The 16,263-nt window shown below is 72.2% G+C and carries 17 protein-coding genes; 9 read left to right on the top strand and 8 right to left on the bottom strand.

The window, feature by feature from the left end; genetic code table 11:
• Window positions 1–4 precede the first annotated feature (4 nt).
• From KAF39_RS01860 to KAF39_RS01845, 4 genes are read left to right on the top strand one after another with little or no spacing between them, the layout of a single operon-like run.
• Window positions 5–679, top strand: coding sequence for a GntR family transcriptional regulator (locus KAF39_RS01860; RefSeq protein ID WP_210675697.1), 675 nt, complete (start codon window positions 5–7; stop codon window positions 677–679).
• Window positions 676–1,461, top strand: coding sequence for an SDR family NAD(P)-dependent oxidoreductase (locus tag KAF39_RS01855; RefSeq protein ID WP_210675696.1), 786 nt, complete (start codon window positions 676–678; stop codon window positions 1,459–1,461). The genes KAF39_RS01860 and KAF39_RS01855 overlap by 4 nt, the downstream gene beginning before the upstream one ends.
• Before the next feature lie 38 nt (window positions 1,462–1,499).
• Window positions 1,500–2,120, top strand: coding sequence for a cyclodeaminase/cyclohydrolase family protein (locus tag KAF39_RS01850; protein ID WP_210675695.1), 621 nt, complete (start codon window positions 1,500–1,502; stop codon window positions 2,118–2,120).
• 43 nt (window positions 2,121–2,163) lie between these two features.
• On the top strand, window positions 2,164–2,691 hold the full coding sequence (locus tag KAF39_RS01845; RefSeq protein WP_210675694.1) for a hypothetical protein: 528 nt from the start codon (window positions 2,164–2,166) through the stop codon (window positions 2,689–2,691).
• A gap of 24 nt (window positions 2,692–2,715) precedes the next feature.
• Here the strand turns inward: KAF39_RS01845 and KAF39_RS01840 are convergent, their stop codons facing one another.
• Window positions 2,716–3,810 (bottom strand): YihY/virulence factor BrkB family protein, encoded by a 1,095-nt coding sequence (locus KAF39_RS01840; RefSeq protein ID WP_210675693.1) that lies wholly within the window; start codon window positions 3,808–3,810, stop codon window positions 2,716–2,718.
• Between the two features lie 190 nt (window positions 3,811–4,000).
• Here KAF39_RS01840 and KAF39_RS01835 point away from each other — a divergent pair, with 190 nt between their 5' ends.
• Window positions 4,001–4,675: a VanZ family protein gene (locus tag KAF39_RS01835; RefSeq protein ID WP_307805013.1), complete on the top strand. Its 675-nt coding sequence runs from the start codon at window positions 4,001–4,003 to the stop codon at window positions 4,673–4,675.
• Here KAF39_RS01835 and aztD read toward each other — a convergent pair.
• Genes aztD through aztB form a run of 4 tightly spaced genes read right to left on the bottom strand, consistent with a single transcriptional unit; the run spans window position 4,641 to window position 8,903 of the window.
• Window positions 4,641–5,840: a zinc metallochaperone AztD gene (gene aztD, locus KAF39_RS01830; protein WP_210675692.1), complete on the bottom strand. Its 1,200-nt coding sequence runs from the start codon at window positions 5,838–5,840 to the stop codon at window positions 4,641–4,643. The two genes, KAF39_RS01835 and aztD, sit on opposite strands and share 35 nt — an antisense overlap.
• A gap of 30 nt (window positions 5,841–5,870) precedes the next feature.
• Window positions 5,871–6,788 carry a zinc ABC transporter substrate-binding protein AztC gene (aztC, locus tag KAF39_RS01825; RefSeq protein ID WP_210675691.1) on the bottom strand — a complete coding sequence of 306 codons (918 nt, stop codon included), beginning with the start codon at window positions 6,786–6,788 and terminating at the stop codon, window positions 5,871–5,873.
• A gap of 1 nt (window position 6,789) precedes the next feature.
• Window positions 6,790–8,010, bottom strand: a complete 1,221-nt coding sequence (locus tag KAF39_RS01820) for an ABC transporter (protein WP_307805012.1) — start codon at window positions 8,008–8,010, stop codon at window positions 6,790–6,792.
• A 17-nt stretch (window positions 8,011–8,027) separates the two neighbouring features.
• Complete coding sequence (gene aztB / locus KAF39_RS01815) at window positions 8,028–8,903, bottom strand: zinc ABC transporter permease AztB (RefSeq protein ID WP_307805011.1); 876 nt, start codon at window positions 8,901–8,903, stop codon at window positions 8,028–8,030.
• A gap of 55 nt (window positions 8,904–8,958) precedes the next feature.
• On the opposite strand from aztB, the gene KAF39_RS01810 reads away from it, so the two are divergent.
• Window positions 8,959–9,702 carry a metal ABC transporter ATP-binding protein gene (locus KAF39_RS01810; RefSeq protein ID WP_210675689.1) on the top strand — a complete coding sequence of 248 codons (744 nt, stop codon included), beginning with the start codon at window positions 8,959–8,961 and terminating at the stop codon, window positions 9,700–9,702.
• On the opposite strand, the gene KAF39_RS01805 is transcribed toward KAF39_RS01810, so the two are convergent.
• Window positions 9,640–9,984, bottom strand: coding sequence for a hypothetical protein (locus KAF39_RS01805; RefSeq protein ID WP_210675688.1), 345 nt, complete (start codon window positions 9,982–9,984; stop codon window positions 9,640–9,642). The genes KAF39_RS01810 and KAF39_RS01805 overlap by 63 nt on opposite strands.
• 106 nt (window positions 9,985–10,090) lie before the next feature.
• Between KAF39_RS01805 and KAF39_RS01800 the strand changes: the two genes are divergently transcribed.
• Complete coding sequence (locus tag KAF39_RS01800) at window positions 10,091–11,683, top strand: DHA2 family efflux MFS transporter permease subunit (protein ID WP_210675687.1); 1,593 nt, start codon at window positions 10,091–10,093, stop codon at window positions 11,681–11,683.
• Between the two features lie 8 nt (window positions 11,684–11,691).
• Here the strand turns inward: KAF39_RS01800 and KAF39_RS01795 are convergent, their stop codons facing one another.
• On the bottom strand, window positions 11,692–12,522 hold the full coding sequence (locus KAF39_RS01795; RefSeq protein ID WP_307805010.1) for a zinc-ribbon domain-containing protein: 831 nt from the start codon (window positions 12,520–12,522) through the stop codon (window positions 11,692–11,694).
• 183 nt (window positions 12,523–12,705) lie between these two features.
• On the opposite strand from KAF39_RS01795, the gene KAF39_RS01790 reads away from it, so the two are divergent.
• Complete coding sequence (locus KAF39_RS01790) at window positions 12,706–13,197, top strand: DUF1269 domain-containing protein (protein WP_210675685.1); 492 nt, start codon at window positions 12,706–12,708, stop codon at window positions 13,195–13,197.
• Window positions 13,198–13,251: 54 nt separating this feature from the next.
• Here KAF39_RS01790 and KAF39_RS01785 read toward each other — a convergent pair whose 3' ends face one another.
• Window positions 13,252–14,652 (bottom strand): threonine/serine exporter ThrE family protein, encoded by a 1,401-nt coding sequence (locus KAF39_RS01785; protein ID WP_210675684.1) that lies wholly within the window; start codon window positions 14,650–14,652, stop codon window positions 13,252–13,254.
• Between the two features lie 133 nt (window positions 14,653–14,785).
• Between KAF39_RS01785 and KAF39_RS01780 the strand changes: the two genes are divergently transcribed.
• Window positions 14,786–16,243, top strand: coding sequence for a serine/threonine-protein kinase (locus KAF39_RS01780; protein WP_246878204.1), 1,458 nt, complete (start codon window positions 14,786–14,788; stop codon window positions 16,241–16,243).
• Window positions 16,244–16,263: the final 20 nt, after the last annotated feature.

The raw sequence follows: 16,263 nt of genomic DNA, 5'->3' as shown, positions 1-16,263 counted from the left end.
CACGATGAGCGCTCTCTCCTCCCTCCCCGCGGTCCCTGCGGCGTCGCGCCGCGAGCGCGTCGCCGAGATCCTCCGCGAGGCCATCACCACCGGCGACCTGGAGCCCGGTCAGAAGCTGACCGAGCTCGAACTGGCCGCCCAGCTGGGGACCAGCCGGGCACCGGTGCGCGAAGCCCTGCGCCAGCTCGAGCAGGAAGGCCTCGTCGTCTCCTACCCGTACCGCGGCACCGAGGTGCTCGGCGTCTCCCAGGAGGAGATCGAGAACGTACTCGTGCCCATCCGCATCGCGCTCGAGCGCTTCGCGTTCGAGAAGGCCATGGCCGTCGTCACCGATGAGGACGTCGCCGCCCTGACCGCGATCATCGACAGCATGGACGAGGCGGCGTCGGCGGGCGACCTCGCCCGGCTCGCGGACGACGACATCCGCTTCCATGAGGCCATCGTGCTCCTGTCGGGGCAGCAGCACTGCCTGCAGATCTGGCGCACCATCCAGCCGCGGGTCCGCGCCTACTTCCGTCGCGACGCGAACTACTACGGCGACTCGCATGCCGTCGCGGACCAGCATCGCGAGCTGATCGGCGCGCTGCAGAGCGGCGACCGCGATCACGGCCTCGACACCATCACGGAGCACATCCGCACCCACTTCTCCGCGGGCACCGCTGCGGAGGCCGACCGGTGAGCACGGTCGTCGTCACCGGTGCCGCCGCCGGGATCGGCCGCGGCATCGTGCTCCGCGCCGCCGCGCGGGGCCAGCACATCGCCCTCCTCGACATCGACGAGCGCGCGCTGGCCGACACCGCTGCGGCGGCGCTCGCCGCGGGGGCGCCCTCCGCCCTCCCGCTCCGCTGCGACGTGAGCGTCGAGAGCGAGGTCGACGCGGCCTTCGCGACCGTCGCCGAGCGCCTGCCGGCGATCACCGGGGTCGTCGCGAACGCGGGTATCGAGGTGAGCGAGCCGCTCGCGTCGGCGAGCGTCGAGTCGTGGGACCGCGTGATGGCAGTCAACCTCCGCGGGACCTTCCTCACGGCACGTGCGGCCCTCCACCGCTGGCGAGCAGAGGGCACGGGCGGTTCCCTCGTGTGCGTCTCGTCGCCGTCCGCCTTCGTGGGCTTCGCCGGGGGAGCGAACACGGCCTACGGGGCATCGAAGGGCGGCATCTCCGCGTTCGTGCGGGCCGCCGCGTTGGACGCCGCCCCGGACGGGGTGCGGGTCAACGCCGTCGTCCCGGGCGCCACCGACACCGACATCCTCTACTTCGGCCTGGAGGGAGAGGCGTTGGCCGCCCGCCGCACCGAGCTGGGGGAGGCGGCACGTGAGCAGATCCCGCTGGGGCGGATGGCGCGTCCGGAGGAGATCGCCGACGCCGTCCTGTGGCTTCTCGGCCCGGAGAGCGCGTACGTCACCGGCAGTCACCTCGTGTGCGACGGCGGCCTCCTCGCGAAGAGCGCGAACACCTTCTAGGACGAGCGGGTCGAGCTCGCGCGGATAGCCTGGTGCGCATGACGGATTCCGCAGAGGTGCCGACGTCCCGCCCGATGGATGCGTGGCTCGACGCCCTCAGCCAGCCCACCGGTTCGCCGGGAGGGGGCGCGGCCTCCGGGGTGATGCTGGGCCTCGCCGCCGCGCTGATGGGCATGGTCGCCGGGTACACCCCGGACGAGCCCGCGGTGGTCGCGGGCACAGGCCGGCTCGACGCGGTGCGCGCCGAGCTCCTGGAGGCGGTCGAAGCGGACGGGATCGTGTCGGCGCGTTTCGGTGCGGCGCTCGGGCTGGCGTCGGACGATCCCGCGCGGGAGCAGCGGGTGCGGGAGGCGGCCGTCGAGGCGGCGCGGTCGGTGGCGCAGCTGGGGCGCATCGGCATCAGCCTCGTCGCGGGGGCCCGCGCGCTCGCCGCCGACGGCAACCCGCACCTCGCCGTGGATCTCGCGGTCGCGACGGAGGCTCTGGAGGCGGGGCTGGCGGGGGCGTCGCTGAACCTCCGGGCCAACCTGCGGCTCGCCCGCGTGCACGGCGCATCGGCCGCGATGCGGGCGGGGCTGGAAGAGGAGGTCGGGCGGCTGGCCGAGGCGCGCACCCAGGTCGCCCGCATCACGGCGGAGCTGTCGGCGCGCCTGGACTGATCCGCGGGGAGCACGCGGAAATCGAGTTGATAGCATCCCGCACATGAGCTCGCCGGACTCCGATCCCTCTCGAGGAGAGCACCACCACGCCGTCGATCGCGCGGCGATCAAGGAGCGCGTGTATGCGACGTTCACGGGACTCGCGATCGTGCTCGTGCAGAACTCCAACGTCGAGCACACCACCGCGCCACAGGCGACGGTGACACTGCTGGTCGGGATCGTCGCGATCGCGCTCGCCGGTTTCGCGGCCGATCTGGTGGCGCACCTCGCGGCCCACGGCGGCTTCCCCCGGGGGTCCGAGATGAGGGATCTCCTGCGGCTCTCCGGCACGGCGCTCGGGTCGGCGGCCGTTCCGCTGCTCGTCCTCCTCGCCGCCGCGCTGGGCTGGATCGAACTGCGCACGGCGCTGACGATCGCGTCGATCGTCTACGTCGTGATCCTCGGGCTGATCGGCTACGTCGCCGTCCGTCGCACCGGGCTGAGCGGATGGAAGCAGCTCATCGCCTTGGGGATCCTCGTCGGGCTGGGCGGGGTCGTCGTCCTCGTGCAGCAGCTCGCGCACGGACACTGAACCGCGGCGTCCCCGCCCCTGCGGTCAGCGGCCGCGCGCCGACTCGTCCGTGGGCCGCCCGTCCGCGTCGTCGTCGTTCTCGATGCGGATGCGGCGCCCCTCCTCGATGTCCTTCCGCTCCTTCTCGGCGCGCTTGTCGCTCTGGCGGGTGTCGCGTGCGGGCAGCTGGATGTCGCGCTCGGCGGCGATCCCCGCCTGAAGCTGGCGTCCGCGTTCCAGCTCGGCGTCGAACTCCGCACCGAACAGCAGGGCGAGGTTCGCGATCCACAGCCACAGGAGGAATACGATGACGCCCGCCATCGACCCGTAGGTGCGCTCGTAGTTCGAGAACGTCGTGACGTAGAGCACGAAGCCGAGTGTCGCGATCGCCAGTACCACGATCGCCACGAGGGCCCCCATGCTGATCCACCGGAACTTGGGCTGCTTGGCGTTGGGCGTGGCGTAGTAGAGCATCGCCACGAGGAAGACGACGACGAACAGCAGCAGCGGCCACTTGGCGATGCTCCACGCGAGCTGCACACCCTCACCCGCGCCGATCGCGTCGCCCAGGGCCGAGACGACGTCACCGGAGAGCACGAGGACGATGGCGACGATCGTGAGGGAGACGACGGTGATGAGCGTGACGAGCAGCTGCATGGGGCGGAGCTTCCAGAAGGGGCGCCCCTCCTCGATCTCGTAGATGCGGTTCATCACGCGGCTGAACGCACCGACGTAGCCGGATGCCGACCAGAGCGCGAGGAGGATGCCGAAGATGAGGGCGAAGCCGGCGCCCGGCGCCTGGGAGATCTGCTCGATGGGCCCGCGCAGCGCGTCCGCGGTCTCCGGCGGGGCGACGTCGTCGATGATCCCGAGCACGGCATCGGCGGCGGCTCCGCCCTGCCCGAACACCCCGAGCAGGGAGAAGACGGCGATCAGCGCGGGGAAGATCGACAGCACCGCGTAGTAGGTGAGTGCGGCGGCGCCGTCCATGCACTGGTCGGCGGAGAACTCCCGGATGCTCTTGACGAGGACGTACTTCCACGACCGCTTCTGCAGGTCGGTCGGGCTGTCCGGCTTCGCGTCGTGCTCGGCGGGCGGAGCGGACGTCGATCCGCTCCGGTCGGCGGTGGCTTTCGACATGGCTCCTCCTCGGCGTCGGGGGCGAGCGCTGCTCGCGGACTCCAGTAGTACGAGGAGCGGCGGCGATCCGACACGGGGGTTGCGCGAATGCGGAGCGAGGGGGATCCTGTGCCCCGACCGGAGAGAGCCGTGCCGCGGATCATCCTTCCGGATGACGAGCGGGGCGGCGCCGCTGGCTACCGTGGAGAGAGTGCCCCTCGTGACCCCTGCGGCCGACCCGTTCGGTGCGGTCCCCGTCCTCCCCGTCGTGATCCCGCTTGGCGTCGTGCTGTTCGCCGTCCTCGTCGGATGGCTGCATGCACGCCGGCTGCTGACCGTTCCGCGGATGCTGGTGGCGGCGGCGGTGGCGGTCTACGCCGCCGGGATCGTGGGGAACACGGTCTTCCCCATCTTCCTCAATGCACCGGACAGCGGGGAGCCCTGGACGCCGGCGGTGGCTCTCGTGCCGTTCGCCGACTACGAGGTCGAGGACGCGCTGATGAACGTGCTCGTCTTCGTCCCGCTGGGGATGCTCGTCCCGCTCATGCGCATGCGGCCCTCGTGGAGCCGGGTGCTGCCCGTGATCGTCGGTACGAGCCTCGGCATCGAACTCGCGCAGCTCGCAGCGCAGCGCTTCTTCGGCGGCGGCCACATCGCCGACGTCAGCGATCTGCTCTGCAACGTCGCAGGCGGCGCGCTCGGCTACGGCCTGTTCCTCCTCCTCGGGCGCGTGCCGGCCCTTTCGCGGACGATCGACCGCTTCCGCTGGGTCGGGTCAGAGGCCGCGGCCCCGGTCGAAGCCGCACCGCGGACCCGTCCGGAGAGGACGGTCCGCGGCGCGGCCGCGAGACTCAGCCCCGGGCGGGCGCGATCTCATTCGGGGTGACGTCCAGCTCCGCGCTCGCACGCACCTCGCCGGTGGTGAGATCGACGGCGTGCAGGCTCTTCGCTGACGGCTCGGTCACGTACGCGACGTCACCCGCCACGACGATCGCGGGGTGCGGGTCCTGCCAGTCGGCGGGACCCTCCCACGCCGCGATGACCGGCCACGTGTCGGTGATCTCGCCGGAGGCGGGATCGAGCACGTGGATCGCACCGTCGGTGCCGAGGATGTAGGCCAGGTCGTCCGGGCCTCGCACGACGTCGCGGAACGTGTACTCCGCACCGTCCGGGAGCGGCACGACCGTGGAGGTCAGCGCCGCGGTGTCGATGAGGGTGACGGCATCGAGCAGGTAGCCCTCGGCGTCGGGGTCGTTCTTGTAGTCGCCCACGACGATGGGGCTCGTCTCGCTCACGTAGGCGTTCCCCATGCGGCCGTAGGGCTGGTCGGGGGCGGCGAGCTTGGTGATCTCGCCGTCCTTGTAGACGAGGGCGCCGTCCTCGCAGCCGAACACGACGACCTCGTCCGCGGCGGTGCCCTCGCCGTGCACGCCGGGGCACTGGTCGGACGAGGCGATCTCGGCTCCGTCGGCGTCCCGCACCACGATGCCGCTGCGGCCGTCCGCATTCCCGACCGTCGTGAGGAAGGTCCCGTCCTCGAGGAGCACCGAGACGCCGTGATGCGCCTCGTCGCCCGCGATGGTCTCGACGTCCGGCAGGTCGCCGTCGGCCAGTTCGGCGGTGTCGAAGATGGTGGTGTCGCTCGTGCCGTCGGCGTACAGGATGGTCTTGCCGCCGTGCCGGACGACGTGGCCGGGGGTGTCCGCTTCGAACACCGTGTCGGTCAGCTCGGCGGGTTCGGTGGAGCCCGCTCCGGTGTCGAGCACCTGGAATCCCTCGCTCATCGTCACCAGCACATGGCGTCCGTCGCCGGCCGGGTTGAGTCGCGTGAACGGTTCGGAGTCGAAATCGCCGACCGTGTCGAGGGTGTCACCGTCGAGCACGAGGATGCCGCCGTCGTACGAGACGGCGACGCGGGGACCGGCCTCGCCGGCCGGGGCGTCGCTCGGGGCCGGTCCGCCTCCCGCGGTGGTCGAGCAGGAGACGAGGGTCACGGCCGCGCCCAGGGCGACGGCCCCGACCAGCGCCCGGCGCAGGGGGAGTGTCTTCATGCGGTGCTTCTTTCTCTGTGAGGGATGGTCTCAGCGGGTGAGACCGGAGGTGATGCGCGCGGTGTTGACGCGCATCATGGTCAGGTAGTCGGGGGCCTCGCCGTCGTCCGCCGTGAGGGACTCGGTGAACAGCTCGATCACCTCGACGTGGACGTCGGCCTCCTCGGCGAGCGCCTGCACCAGACGGTCGGGCGCGGAGGATTCGGCGAAGACGGCGGGGACGCCGGTCTCCTGCACGGCACCGACGAGGTCGGCGAGGTCCGACGCGGAGGGGGCGGCCAGCGTCGTGCCACCGGGGATCACCGTGCCCACCACCGTGAAGTCGAAGCGGTCGGCGAGGTAGCCGAACACGTGGTGGTTGGTCACGAGGGACCGGCGTTCGGCCGGGATCGTGGCGAACGCCGCGGCCATCTCCGCGTCCAGCGCCTCCAGCTCGTCCCGGTAGGCGGCCGCATCCGCCGCGAGGGCGTCGGTGTCGATCCCCTCCAGCGCGGCCAGTGCGGGCTCCAGGGCGTCGACGACGTCGATCATGCGGGCCGGATCGGTCCAGAAGTGGGAGTCCGGCATTCCGGCGGCATCGCCCTCCCGGTAGTCCCGCACGTCGATGACGTCGCCGGCCACGAAGGATGCGACGCCGGCGTCCACGGCGGCGTCGAGGTGCTGGCGCAGGCCTTCCTCGAGCCCGAGCCCGTTCGAGACCAGCAGGTCGGCATCGCGCAGCGTCGCCGCCTCCTGGGCGGAGATCTCGAACGAGTGCGGGTCGGCGTTCGGCTTCATGAGCGTGACGACGGCGGCCTGGTCGCCGACCAGCTCGCCGACCACGTCGCCGAGGATGTTCGTGGAGACGACGACTACGGGGCGCGGGTCGGCGGAGGCGTGACAAGCGGTCAGCAGTGCCGCGGTGAGTCCGGTGAGGACGACGGCGACGAGCGTGCGAAGGCGGCGCATGTCAGCGTCCCGTCTCGGCGACGAGAACCGGCGCGCTGGCGGTGTCGAAGGTCCGCGCGATGCGGGCGTCGTCGGCGTAGTCGATCTCGAACAGCCGGTGTTCCGACGGTCCGCTGAGGTAGGCGCGGTGCTGGTCGGCGATGAGGGTCGGGGTCTCGTCGGCGGCGAGCGACTCCGCGACCAGCGGAGGGGTCGCCGCGCGGATCGTGCCGTCGACGGCGTCGAGCACGAGCACGCGGCCGTCCTGCGCGAGGGCGAGGAGCGTGTCGTCCTCGTCGTCGACCGCCGTCACCTGCACGAGAGGGGCGGGCGCCGTGAGGAGGGTCCAGCTCCGGTCGCGGGTGTCGAGGACGCGGATGTCGGTCGGTCCCGCCAGACCCGCCACAGTGGGGCGCCCTTCGCGGTTGTCGAACGCGGCCACGGCACCCTCCGGTGCTCCCTCCGGGAACGGGATGCGCTCCACGAGCAGCGCCCCGTCCTCGACCCGGGCCAGCAGGGCCCCGTCGGCGCAGCCGATCACCGCCCCGACCCTCGTCGTGATGGTTCCGGCGGGCTCGCGGCAGACCTCGCGGAGTCCGGTGGGTCGGCCCTCCGCCGTGTAGCCGACGACCGCCTCGGCCGCGCCGCTCTCCCCGGTGGTCACCAGGGCGAAGGATCCGATCGGCACCACCAGCCCGGCGTGGGGGGAGCGCTCGATGCGGAACAGCTCGCGCACCTCTCCCTTCGACAGTGCCGCGGTGTCGAGGAGCACGGCGTCGCCCGACCCCGCGAAGGAGACGCCGGTGCCGCCGGTGGTGGAGCTGTTCGTCGTGGCGACCGTCGCAGGACCGTCGCCCGGAACGGTTCCCCGCACCCCCGGTTCGGCGCGGTAGTAGTGGAAGTGGTCGACGTGGTCCCAGGTCCACACGCCGCTGTCGACGATGTCCACGCCGTCGCCGGTGTCGGCGAAGAGGTACCGGCCGTCCGTGGTCATCCCCGCGGGAGGGCGGACCGCCCCGATGCGGGTCACGCTCTCGTCCAGGAGGTCGAGGTGGGTGACGGTGCCGTCCGCGTCGATGGTGGTCAGGCCGAGCGGCGGCTCCGCGACCTCCTCGGCGCCGGCGATCGCGCCGTGACCGGTAGAGGAGGCGGGGGACGGCGACGACGGGGCGGGGCCGGCGCAGGCGGTGAGTGCGAGCGTGGCGGCGACGACGGCGGCGAGGGGCAGGGGACGGACGTGCACGGGAGCCTTTCGAGGGGTCAGGACGAGGGGACGACGGGACGGTGGTCGAGGGCGGAGCGGCCCGCGCCGAGCGCGGTCATGATCGTGCGGGCGGCCCAGGACAGAGCGGCGAGGGCGATCGCGGCGGCGGCCACGGACGCGCCGGCCGCGGTCGCCGCGTACCAGGAGGTCAGGAGGCCGAGGAGGACGGCGGTGACGCCGAACACGCTCGCCAGGAGCATGCGGGTGGGCAGCCGTGTCGTCCAGTGCCCGGCGGCGACGGCGGGGGCGAGGAGCAGGCCGACGACGAGCAGCGATCCGACGGCCTGATAGGACGCGACGACGGCGAGGGTGACCAATCCGACGAGGACGGCCTGAGCGCGTCGGGGGCGGAGGCCGAGGACCGTCGCGATCCGGGCGTCGAGGGCGAGCGCGACGAAGGGGCGATGCCAGAGGGCCGCGACCGTCACCCCGATCGCGGTGGCCCCGGTGAGCAGGACGAGGTCCCCGCGACCGATCGCGAGGATGTCGCCGAACAGGATGGCGGTCGCGTCCGTCGCGAAGCTGCCGGAGTGGGAGATGATGATGACCCCGAGCGCCAGCATCGAGACGAAGAGCAGCCCGATGCTGGTGTCGTAGGAGAGGCGGGCGCGGCGCTGCAGGGCGCCGATGCCGATGCTCATGGCCACGGCGCTGAGGGCGCCGCCGATCAGCGCGGGCGCTCCCAGGACGGTGGCCAGCGCGACGCCCGGCAGCATCCCGTGTGCCAGGGCCTCTCCGAGGAAGGCCATCCCGCGCACCACGACCCAGGTGCCCACGACCGCGCAGAGGACGGCGACGAGGGCGCCGCCGATCAGCCCGCGCTGGAAGAACGCGAGGCCGAACGGCGAGAGGGCCAGGAGCGAGGAGGTCACGGAACGCGAGCCTAAAGGTATTTGATAATGATTATCAAATTCATAAACTGGAGACATGAGTTCTCGACCGCACGGCCCCGGCCCCGGCATCCGACTGGAGGACGTCACCGTCCGGTTCCCGCGCGGAGACGCCTTGCGGGGCGTCTCCCTCGCCGTGCCTGCGGGCGAGTTCGCGGTGGTGACCGGCCCGAACGGCGCCGGGAAGTCGACGCTGCTGGAGGTCGTCGCCGGGGTCTGCCCGCCCACGCGCGGTCGCCGCCGGGTGCACGGCTCGCTCGCGTTCGTCCCGCAGCGGGCCGCGGTCCCTGCCGGTCTTCCGCTCACGGCGCAGGACGTCGTCGAGGTCGGCACCTGGGGGCGGCTGGGCGCGCTGCGCCGGCGGGACCGGCGGGCCAGGGAGGCGGTGGGCGCGGCGATGGATCGGGTGGCCGTGCGGACCCTCGCTCGGCATCCCTTCGCGGCGCTGTCAGGGGGTCAGCAGCAGCGGGTCCTTCTCGCGCAGGGGCTGGCGTCCTGCGCCGATGTGCTCCTCGTCGATGAGCCCACGACGGCATTGGACGCGGAGTCCGTGGCCCGCATCAGGGGCGTGCTCCGCGATGAGGCGCGGCGGGGAGCGGTGGTGCTCTGCGTCACCCACGATGCGGCGCTGATCCAGGACGCCCATCGCGAGATCGCTCTCCGGGACGGCGTGCTCGTCCGGCACTCTGTCGAGCAGGGGAGCCCTCAGGGGGTCGGGTCAGAGACCGTGCCCCATGTCGAAGTCGGAGAGCGCCGGGATGTCGACGTCTCCGAGTGCTGAGGAGTCGCGGGACTCCTTGGGGTAATGGCGGTGGGACTGCAGCTCGGTCACCTCGGCGGAGAAGTCGGGCTCCGTCTCGGCAGTGTGGTGGGGGCTGACGAGGACGTCGTTGCCGACGCCCACGAGCAGGTCGGCCCAGTCCTTCTCCCCGTCCAGGAGGATCGGGATCTCGAGCGCCTCGGACTCTCCCTCGCTCGCGATGGCGGCGGCGAGCGTGAGCAGCGTCTCGGCGACGTCGTCAGAGGTGATGAGCTGCTGGCCGGCGTAGGAGACGAGTTTCATGAGGGCATCATCGCGTCCTCCGCCTCGCCTCGCACGGGGGTTGCGCTCGCGGCGAGGAACGGATAAAAGTGCCTACACGCTCAGATATCTAACTAAGCTAGCAAACATGGAGTGCTCACACCGTCTGCGCTGGGTGGGGCTGGTGTTCATCAGCATCGCCGTCAGCCTCATCATCGTGGATTCGACGATCGTAAACGTCGCGATCCCGGCGATCGTCGACGACCTCGGGATCACGTCGACCGAGGTGCAGTGGGTGCAGGAGTCCTACACCCTCGTCTTCGCCGCCCTCCTCCTGGTCTTCGGAAGCCTCGCCGACCGCTTCGGACGCCGACGCGTCATGCTCATCGGCGTCGTCGTGTTCGCCGCCGCCTCCGTCGTCGCCGCCACCGCACCGAGCGGGAGCATCCTCATCCTCGCCCGCCTCGTCCAGGGCGTGGGCGGGGCGATGATCCTTCCGACCACGCTGTCCCTCATCAACGCGACCTTCCGCGGCCGGGAGCGCGGCATCGCCTTCGCCGTCTGGGGCTCGACCATCGGCGGGATGGCCGCGGTCGGACCGCTGCTGGGCGGGTGGCTGACCACCGTGTTCTCCTGGCGCTGGGCGTTCGGCATCAACATCCCGCTCGGCCTCCTCATCGTCGTGGGCGTGCTGCTCACCGTGGCCGAATCGCGCGGGGAGCGCACCGAGCGGATCGACGTGGTGGGCGCCGTGCTGTCGGTGCTGACGATGGGCAGTCTCGTCTTCGGGCTCATCGAGGGCCGCACGTACGGGTGGTGGCTCGTGGACGAGCGACCGCGGATCGGCGACTGGACCTGGCCGGGGGAGCTGTCGCCGATCCCGTTCGCGTTCGCCGTCGCGGTGCTCGGTCTCGTCGCCTTCATCGCCTGGGGAGTGCACCGCCAGCGGCAGGGCCGCTCCACGCTCCTGGCCTTGCGGCTGTTCACGATCCCGTCGTTCCGCAACGGCAACATCGCGGCCTCCGTGGTCTCGCTGGGGGAGTTCGGCCTCATCCTCGCCCTGCCGCTCTGGCTGCAGTTCGTGCTCGGCTTCGACGCGCTGCAGACCGGGCTGCTGCTGCTCGCGCTCGCCGGCGGCTCCTTCCTCGCCAGCGGTGTCGCGGGGGCCGCGAGCGGACGGGTCGCCCCGGTCTGGATGGTGCGGGTCGGCCTGCTCGCCGAGATCGTCGGCGTCGCGGGCGTCGGGTTCGTCATCGCGCCCGACGCGTCGTGGGTGCCGCTCGTGCCCTTCCTCTTCGTCTACGGACTCGGGGTGGGGCTCGCGACCGCGCAGCTCACCGGCGTCGTCCTCGCCGATGTGCCGGTGGCGGACAGCGGCGCGGCGTCCGGCACCCAGTCCACGTCCCGGCAGCTCGGCGCCGCCCTCGGGGTGGCCGTGCTCGGCACCGTGCTGTTCTCGAGCACCGCGGGAATCCTCGGCGCGACGCTCGACGACCGGGGTGTGCCGGCCGCCCAGCGCGACCAGGTGGTGTCGGCGGTGGTCGACAGCGCCGGCGGAGCGATCGCCGGCCTCGACCGCGATCCCGAGACCGCGCCGCTGGCCGATGCCGCCCGCAGCGCGTTCTCGGACGGCACGCGGTACGCGGCGTGGACCGCCGCGGGCTTCCTCGCTCTCGGCCTGCTGTCCACGATCACCCTCGGCGCCGCCCGCACGCGGAAGGAGGAGGACGCGGCGCGCTGACCCCGCGGTCAGCGCAGGAAGGCGTCGACCACCAGGGCGCCGCGGATGTCGCGGAGCCGGTCGATGAGCCGGGTGACGCCCGTCGCGCCGAGCGTCGTGAGCGGCAGATCGAAGGGGCCGAGCGGTTGCAGCTTCCCCATCCGCACCCGCACGACCTCCCACCCGGCGCCCCGCACCGCGCGGTCCTTCCGGCGGTCGACGTCCTCCCGACGTCCGACGTGCTCCAGGCCGTGGCGGCCGACCGTGTCGTACTCGATCGCGATGCGCAGGTCGGGCAGGAGGATGTCGGGCCAGACCTCCGTATGCCGGAAGAACGGCCGTGCGACCTTGATCGCGGTGACGTCGTCGGCGATCACCAGCCGCTCCGCCAGCGCGTGCCGGAGCGCGCCTTCGGCAGCGGAGGCCGGCTTCGGCGCGCAGGCGCTCAGGAACGCGGTGCCCGTCGGAAGGTCGGGGGTCTTCGTGCAGAGCGCGGGGGCCGGCGTCTTCGGTCGGGCGGGAATGGCCCTGGCCTCGCCGAGGACGACCGGCTGCGGCCGCGCCAGGGCCGCGCACTCCGGGCACCAGGACGAGCGTCGTCGCACGCGTCCCGGACGCTGGCGCTGCTCGGTCGGGGTCGCGGCGAACCGGTGCCCGACCGCGCATTCCCAGCAGAGCAGCACATCGGCCCCCAGCGGGATCTGCGAGAGTACGATGCCGTGGTTGAGCTCGGGGTGGTACTGCCGGATCAGTTCGGGGTAGGCGGCCCACGCCGCGCGGTACGTCCCGACGGCGTAGGGCACGGCGAGACCGCGCGAGAACTGTCGTCTCGCCCACCACTGCGGTACGGGATCAGGCACGTCGGCGACGGTAGACGGGACCACCGACATCGTCCGCCGACCCCCTCCCGCGTCCAAAGATCACCCGGGTGATCTTTCCGGCGGCGCTGTCGGGTCTCCGAGGCCCCGCCTAAGGTCGGGCGGACACCGGTGCCTCTGCACGCGCGGAGAGCATCTCCGACCGCAATCGAAAGCAGGACAACCATGGCTGAACTGATCGTCATCTCCTACGACACCGAAAGCGACGCGGAGGGCGCCTACAACAAGGTCCAAGCCCTGCAGGACGACCTCGTCGTCGAGCTCGCCGGACTCGCGCTCGTGAAGGTCGACGGCGAGGGCAAGACGAAGGTCGAGTATCCGGGGGCCGCGGGCAAGATCGGGTTCGGCGTCGCGTCCGGCGCGCTGTTCGGTGCCCTCATCGGCATCCTCTTCTTCATCCCGGTCGCCGGCCTCGTGTTCGGCGGGCTGCTCGGGGCGCTGTTCTCCGGGCTCGACAAGACCGGTATCGACGCGGAATTCCGCGACCGCGTCAAAGCCACGGTGACGGCGGGGAAGTCCGCCGTCGTCATCTACGCGCTCAAGCTCACCGAGGACAAGTTCGCCGAAGCCCTGGCCCCCTACAACGGCACGGTCGTGCAGACCTCGCTGTCGAAGGAGGACGAGGCCGAGCTCATCAGGGACCTCGGCGGCAACTGACCCTCCGCCGGTGCGCCCGTCCCGGATGCGTTCCGCGCCGGGCGCACCGCGGCGTCAGCGCCGCACGCGTGCCCTCGTCTTCGCGACGCCGGCGAGGGTCGCGCGCACGGGCGTGCCCAGGTAGAGCCCGAGGGAGGCACCGGACGCGAGAGCGATGCCGATCACGGCGGCGTCGATGAGCGACCCGCCGACGGCCAGCATCCCGGTGGACGTGCCGGCGGCGTGCACGACCTCCAGCAAGCCCTGGAACACCGCCACACCGGGCACGAGCGGCACGATCGCGGCCGTGGTCACCGCCACCGACGGCACATGCAGGTTGTGGGCGATCAGCATCCCGATGAAGCTCGCCAGGAGGGCGCCGACCGCGCTCGCCGCCGCCGGGTGCAGATCGAGGGCGACGGTGCCGGCATAGCCCGCGAGGGTGACGGCGCTCAGCAGCGCGCTCACGAGGATGATGCGGATGCCCGCACCGTTGAACACGGCGACGGCGACCGCGATGATGATCGCTCCGACGAACTGGTTCAGCAGCGGGCCGAACGGGGCCGGGTCGTCCGGCAGCTCCATCGTGAACCCGAGGGTGCTGCCGAGTTCCAGACCGACGAGGATACCGATCACCACCCCGAGGGTCTGCATCGTGAGGTCGAGGATGCGGCCGCCGGCGGTGAGCGCGAACCCGTCGATGGCGTCCTGCGCGGCCCCCACCACCGTCAGCCCGGCGAGCATGAGCACGATGCCCGAGGCGACGATGATCGAGGGGCGGATGCCGACGAACGGCTCGATCCCCGCACCGCCCAGCGCCGAGACCGCCACCGCGACGACCGTGGTGACCAGGCCTCCGGCGATCTGGCTGAAGAACAGCGGCACACGCAGTCGCGCGAGGCCGGCCTGGGTCAGCGCCGCGCCGAGGGCGGCGACGAACGTGAGCCCCACGATGAGCGGGGACGCGCCGAGCATGATGCTGACGCCGACCGCGAGCAGTGCGCGGGCGACGATCACGACGGGCTGCTGGTAGCGGAAGGGCACCCGGCGGATGACCCGGAACGCGGTACGGGCGGATTCCAGATCGAGGCCGCCGTCGATGTCGGCGACGAGGGCCTGCACCCGCTGCAGCTTGGCGTGGTCGGGGGCGGCGACGCGGACCACGCGCACGAGGGTCTCCGGCCAGACCTCGCCGCTGAGGTGGAACGAGACCGTGATCGAGTTGTAGGTGACGTCGACCTGGACGCCCTTCAGGCCGTACGCCTCGCAGACGCGGGTGATCGCGAGCGTCACCTCGTGGGCCGACGCCCCGACCGCGAACATCGACTCCCCGATGCGGGTCGCCAGATCGAGCACCCGCGGGACGGTGTGCTCGTCGATCACGGGCATCGCCTCGGTGTGGGCGACGGACGACGGGTCGGTGTGCAGCAGCCGGCGGACGGAGAGGAGCAGTCGCTGGGGGGAACGCGCGGACATATGTCCCATTCTCCCGCGCCGGGACACCACCCCGGTGCCGGGGCCCCTGTCAAGGCCCGTGGACGGAACCGTCCCAGACCCTAGAGTGACCATCGTCGCGCAGACCCCGATGCCGCGACAGAAGGACTCCACGATGACGGATGACTCGCTCCCCACGGAAGCGCTGCTCGACGGGCGGTACCACCTCCGGGAGTGCGTCGGGCAGGGCGGAATGGCCCGCGTGTACCGCGCGGACGACTCGCTGCTCGGACGCACGGTCGCCATCAAGATGCTCCGGGCGGAGACGCAGGAGGGGGCGGCCTCCGATCGTGCGCGCAGCGAGATGACCGTGCTCGCCTCCCTCAACCATCCCGCGCTCGTCACGCTGTACGACGCGGAGCTCCGTCCCGGCCGCGCCGAGTATCTCGTGATGGAGTTCATCGACGGCCCGACCCTCGCGGAGCGGATCGCCCAGGGCCCGGTGTCGTCCGCCGAGGTCGCCGCGCTCGCCGCCGACCTCGCCGAGGCCCTGCACGTCGTGCACGGCGCGGGCATCGTGCACCGCGACATCAAACCCTCCAACGTCCTGCTCACCGGGTGCGCGCTCGGCGGAAGCCGCTCGGGGGCGAAGCTCGCGGACTTCGGGATCTCCGTGCTCGTCGACGCAGCCCGCGTGACCACGCCCGGCACGGTCATCGGCACCGCCGCCTATCTCGCGCCGGAGCAGCTGAACGGGGCGTCTCCGGCGCCTCCGGTGGACATCTACGCGCTCGGCCTGGTGCTGCGGGAAGCGCTGACGGGGGAGCGGGCGTTCGCTCAGGCGGAAGGCATCGGTGCCACTCTCGCGCGGCTGATCGAGCAGCCCGACATCCCCGACTCCGTGGGGCCGGAGTGGGCGGCGCTGCTGCGGCGGATGACCGCCACGGACCCGGCCGATCGTCCGACCGCCGCCGGCGTCTTCGCGGCGGTCGCAGACATCACCCGTGGCGCACCGCTGCCGCCGCGGCCGACCGTACCGGCTCCGATCGCCGCGGCCGCCTTCGCGGCGCAGGCGCCGACGGCCGGCTCCGGTACGACGCGCACCCGCGTGCTCCCGGCTCCGGCTCCGCACCCGTCCGGGGCCCTGCGGTCGCGCGCCCCCCGCCGACAGCGTGCGCGGTGGCGACGCGGCCTCGTGACCGGCGTCGTCGCGGCGGCGGTCACCCTCACGGTCGTGGTCACCGTCGTCGGCTCGTTCTGGGCGGCGGGGGACGGGAGCCCGGGGCCCGTGCTGATGCGCGTCGACACCGAGCCGGCACCGCGCTCCACCCCGACCCCCGCCGTCGTCGTCGCCGAGACCGTCCCGGAGGAGGAGGCGCCGGCGGTGATACCGGTCGACGCCCCGGCTCCGGCGCCCGGGCCCCCGAACGACACGAAGGCCGACGGCAAGGCCGACAAGAAGGCCGAGAAGGCGCAGGATGCCGCCGAGAAAGCCGCCGAGAAAGCCGCCGAGAAGGCCGAGAAGGAGGCCGAGAAGGCGCAGGAGAAGGCCGAGAGAGAGGCCGAGAAGGCACAGGAGCGCGCCGAGAAGGACGCGGAGAAAGCGCAGAAGAAGAATGACCCCGAGGACTGAGTCCCCGGGGCCGCCCTGGT

It is taken from the genome of Microbacterium sp. BLY (assembly GCF_017939615.1).
Classification (GTDB): domain Bacteria; phylum Actinomycetota; class Actinomycetes; order Actinomycetales; family Microbacteriaceae; genus Microbacterium.
The sequence above is the reverse complement of the archived record's forward strand: the minus strand, read 5'-3'. Positions and strand labels throughout refer to the sequence as shown.

Bases quoted from the DNA above. Each gene is read 5' to 3' on its own strand.
- aztD (WP_210675692.1), bottom strand. From the start codon at position 5,840: ATGAAGACACTCCCCCTGCGCCGGGCGCTGGTCGGGGCCGTCGCCCTG.
- KAF39_RS01840 (WP_210675693.1), bottom strand. From the start codon at position 3,810: ATGTCGAAAGCCACCGCCGACCGGAGCGGATCGACGTCCGCTCCGCCC.
- KAF39_RS01780 (WP_246878204.1), top strand. From the start codon at position 14,786: ATGACGGATGACTCGCTCCCCACGGAAGCGCTGCTCGACGGGCGGTAC.
- KAF39_RS01805 (WP_210675688.1), bottom strand. From the start codon at position 9,984: ATGAAACTCGTCTCCTACGCCGGCCAGCAGCTCATCACCTCTGACGAC.
- KAF39_RS01845 (WP_210675694.1), top strand. From the start codon at position 2,164: ATGAGCTCGCCGGACTCCGATCCCTCTCGAGGAGAGCACCACCACGCC.
- KAF39_RS01860 (WP_210675697.1), top strand. From the start codon at position 5: ATGAGCGCTCTCTCCTCCCTCCCCGCGGTCCCTGCGGCGTCGCGCCGC.
- KAF39_RS01850 (WP_210675695.1), top strand. From the start codon at position 1,500: ATGACGGATTCCGCAGAGGTGCCGACGTCCCGCCCGATGGATGCGTGG.
- KAF39_RS01790 (WP_210675685.1), top strand. From the start codon at position 12,706: ATGGCTGAACTGATCGTCATCTCCTACGACACCGAAAGCGACGCGGAG.
- aztC (WP_210675691.1), bottom strand. From the start codon at position 6,788: ATGCGCCGCCTTCGCACGCTCGTCGCCGTCGTCCTCACCGGACTCACC.
- KAF39_RS01800 (WP_210675687.1), top strand. From the start codon at position 10,091: ATGGAGTGCTCACACCGTCTGCGCTGGGTGGGGCTGGTGTTCATCAGC.
- KAF39_RS01810 (WP_210675689.1), top strand. From the start codon at position 8,959: ATGAGTTCTCGACCGCACGGCCCCGGCCCCGGCATCCGACTGGAGGAC.
- KAF39_RS01785 (WP_210675684.1), bottom strand. From the start codon at position 14,652: ATGTCCGCGCGTTCCCCCCAGCGACTGCTCCTCTCCGTCCGCCGGCTG.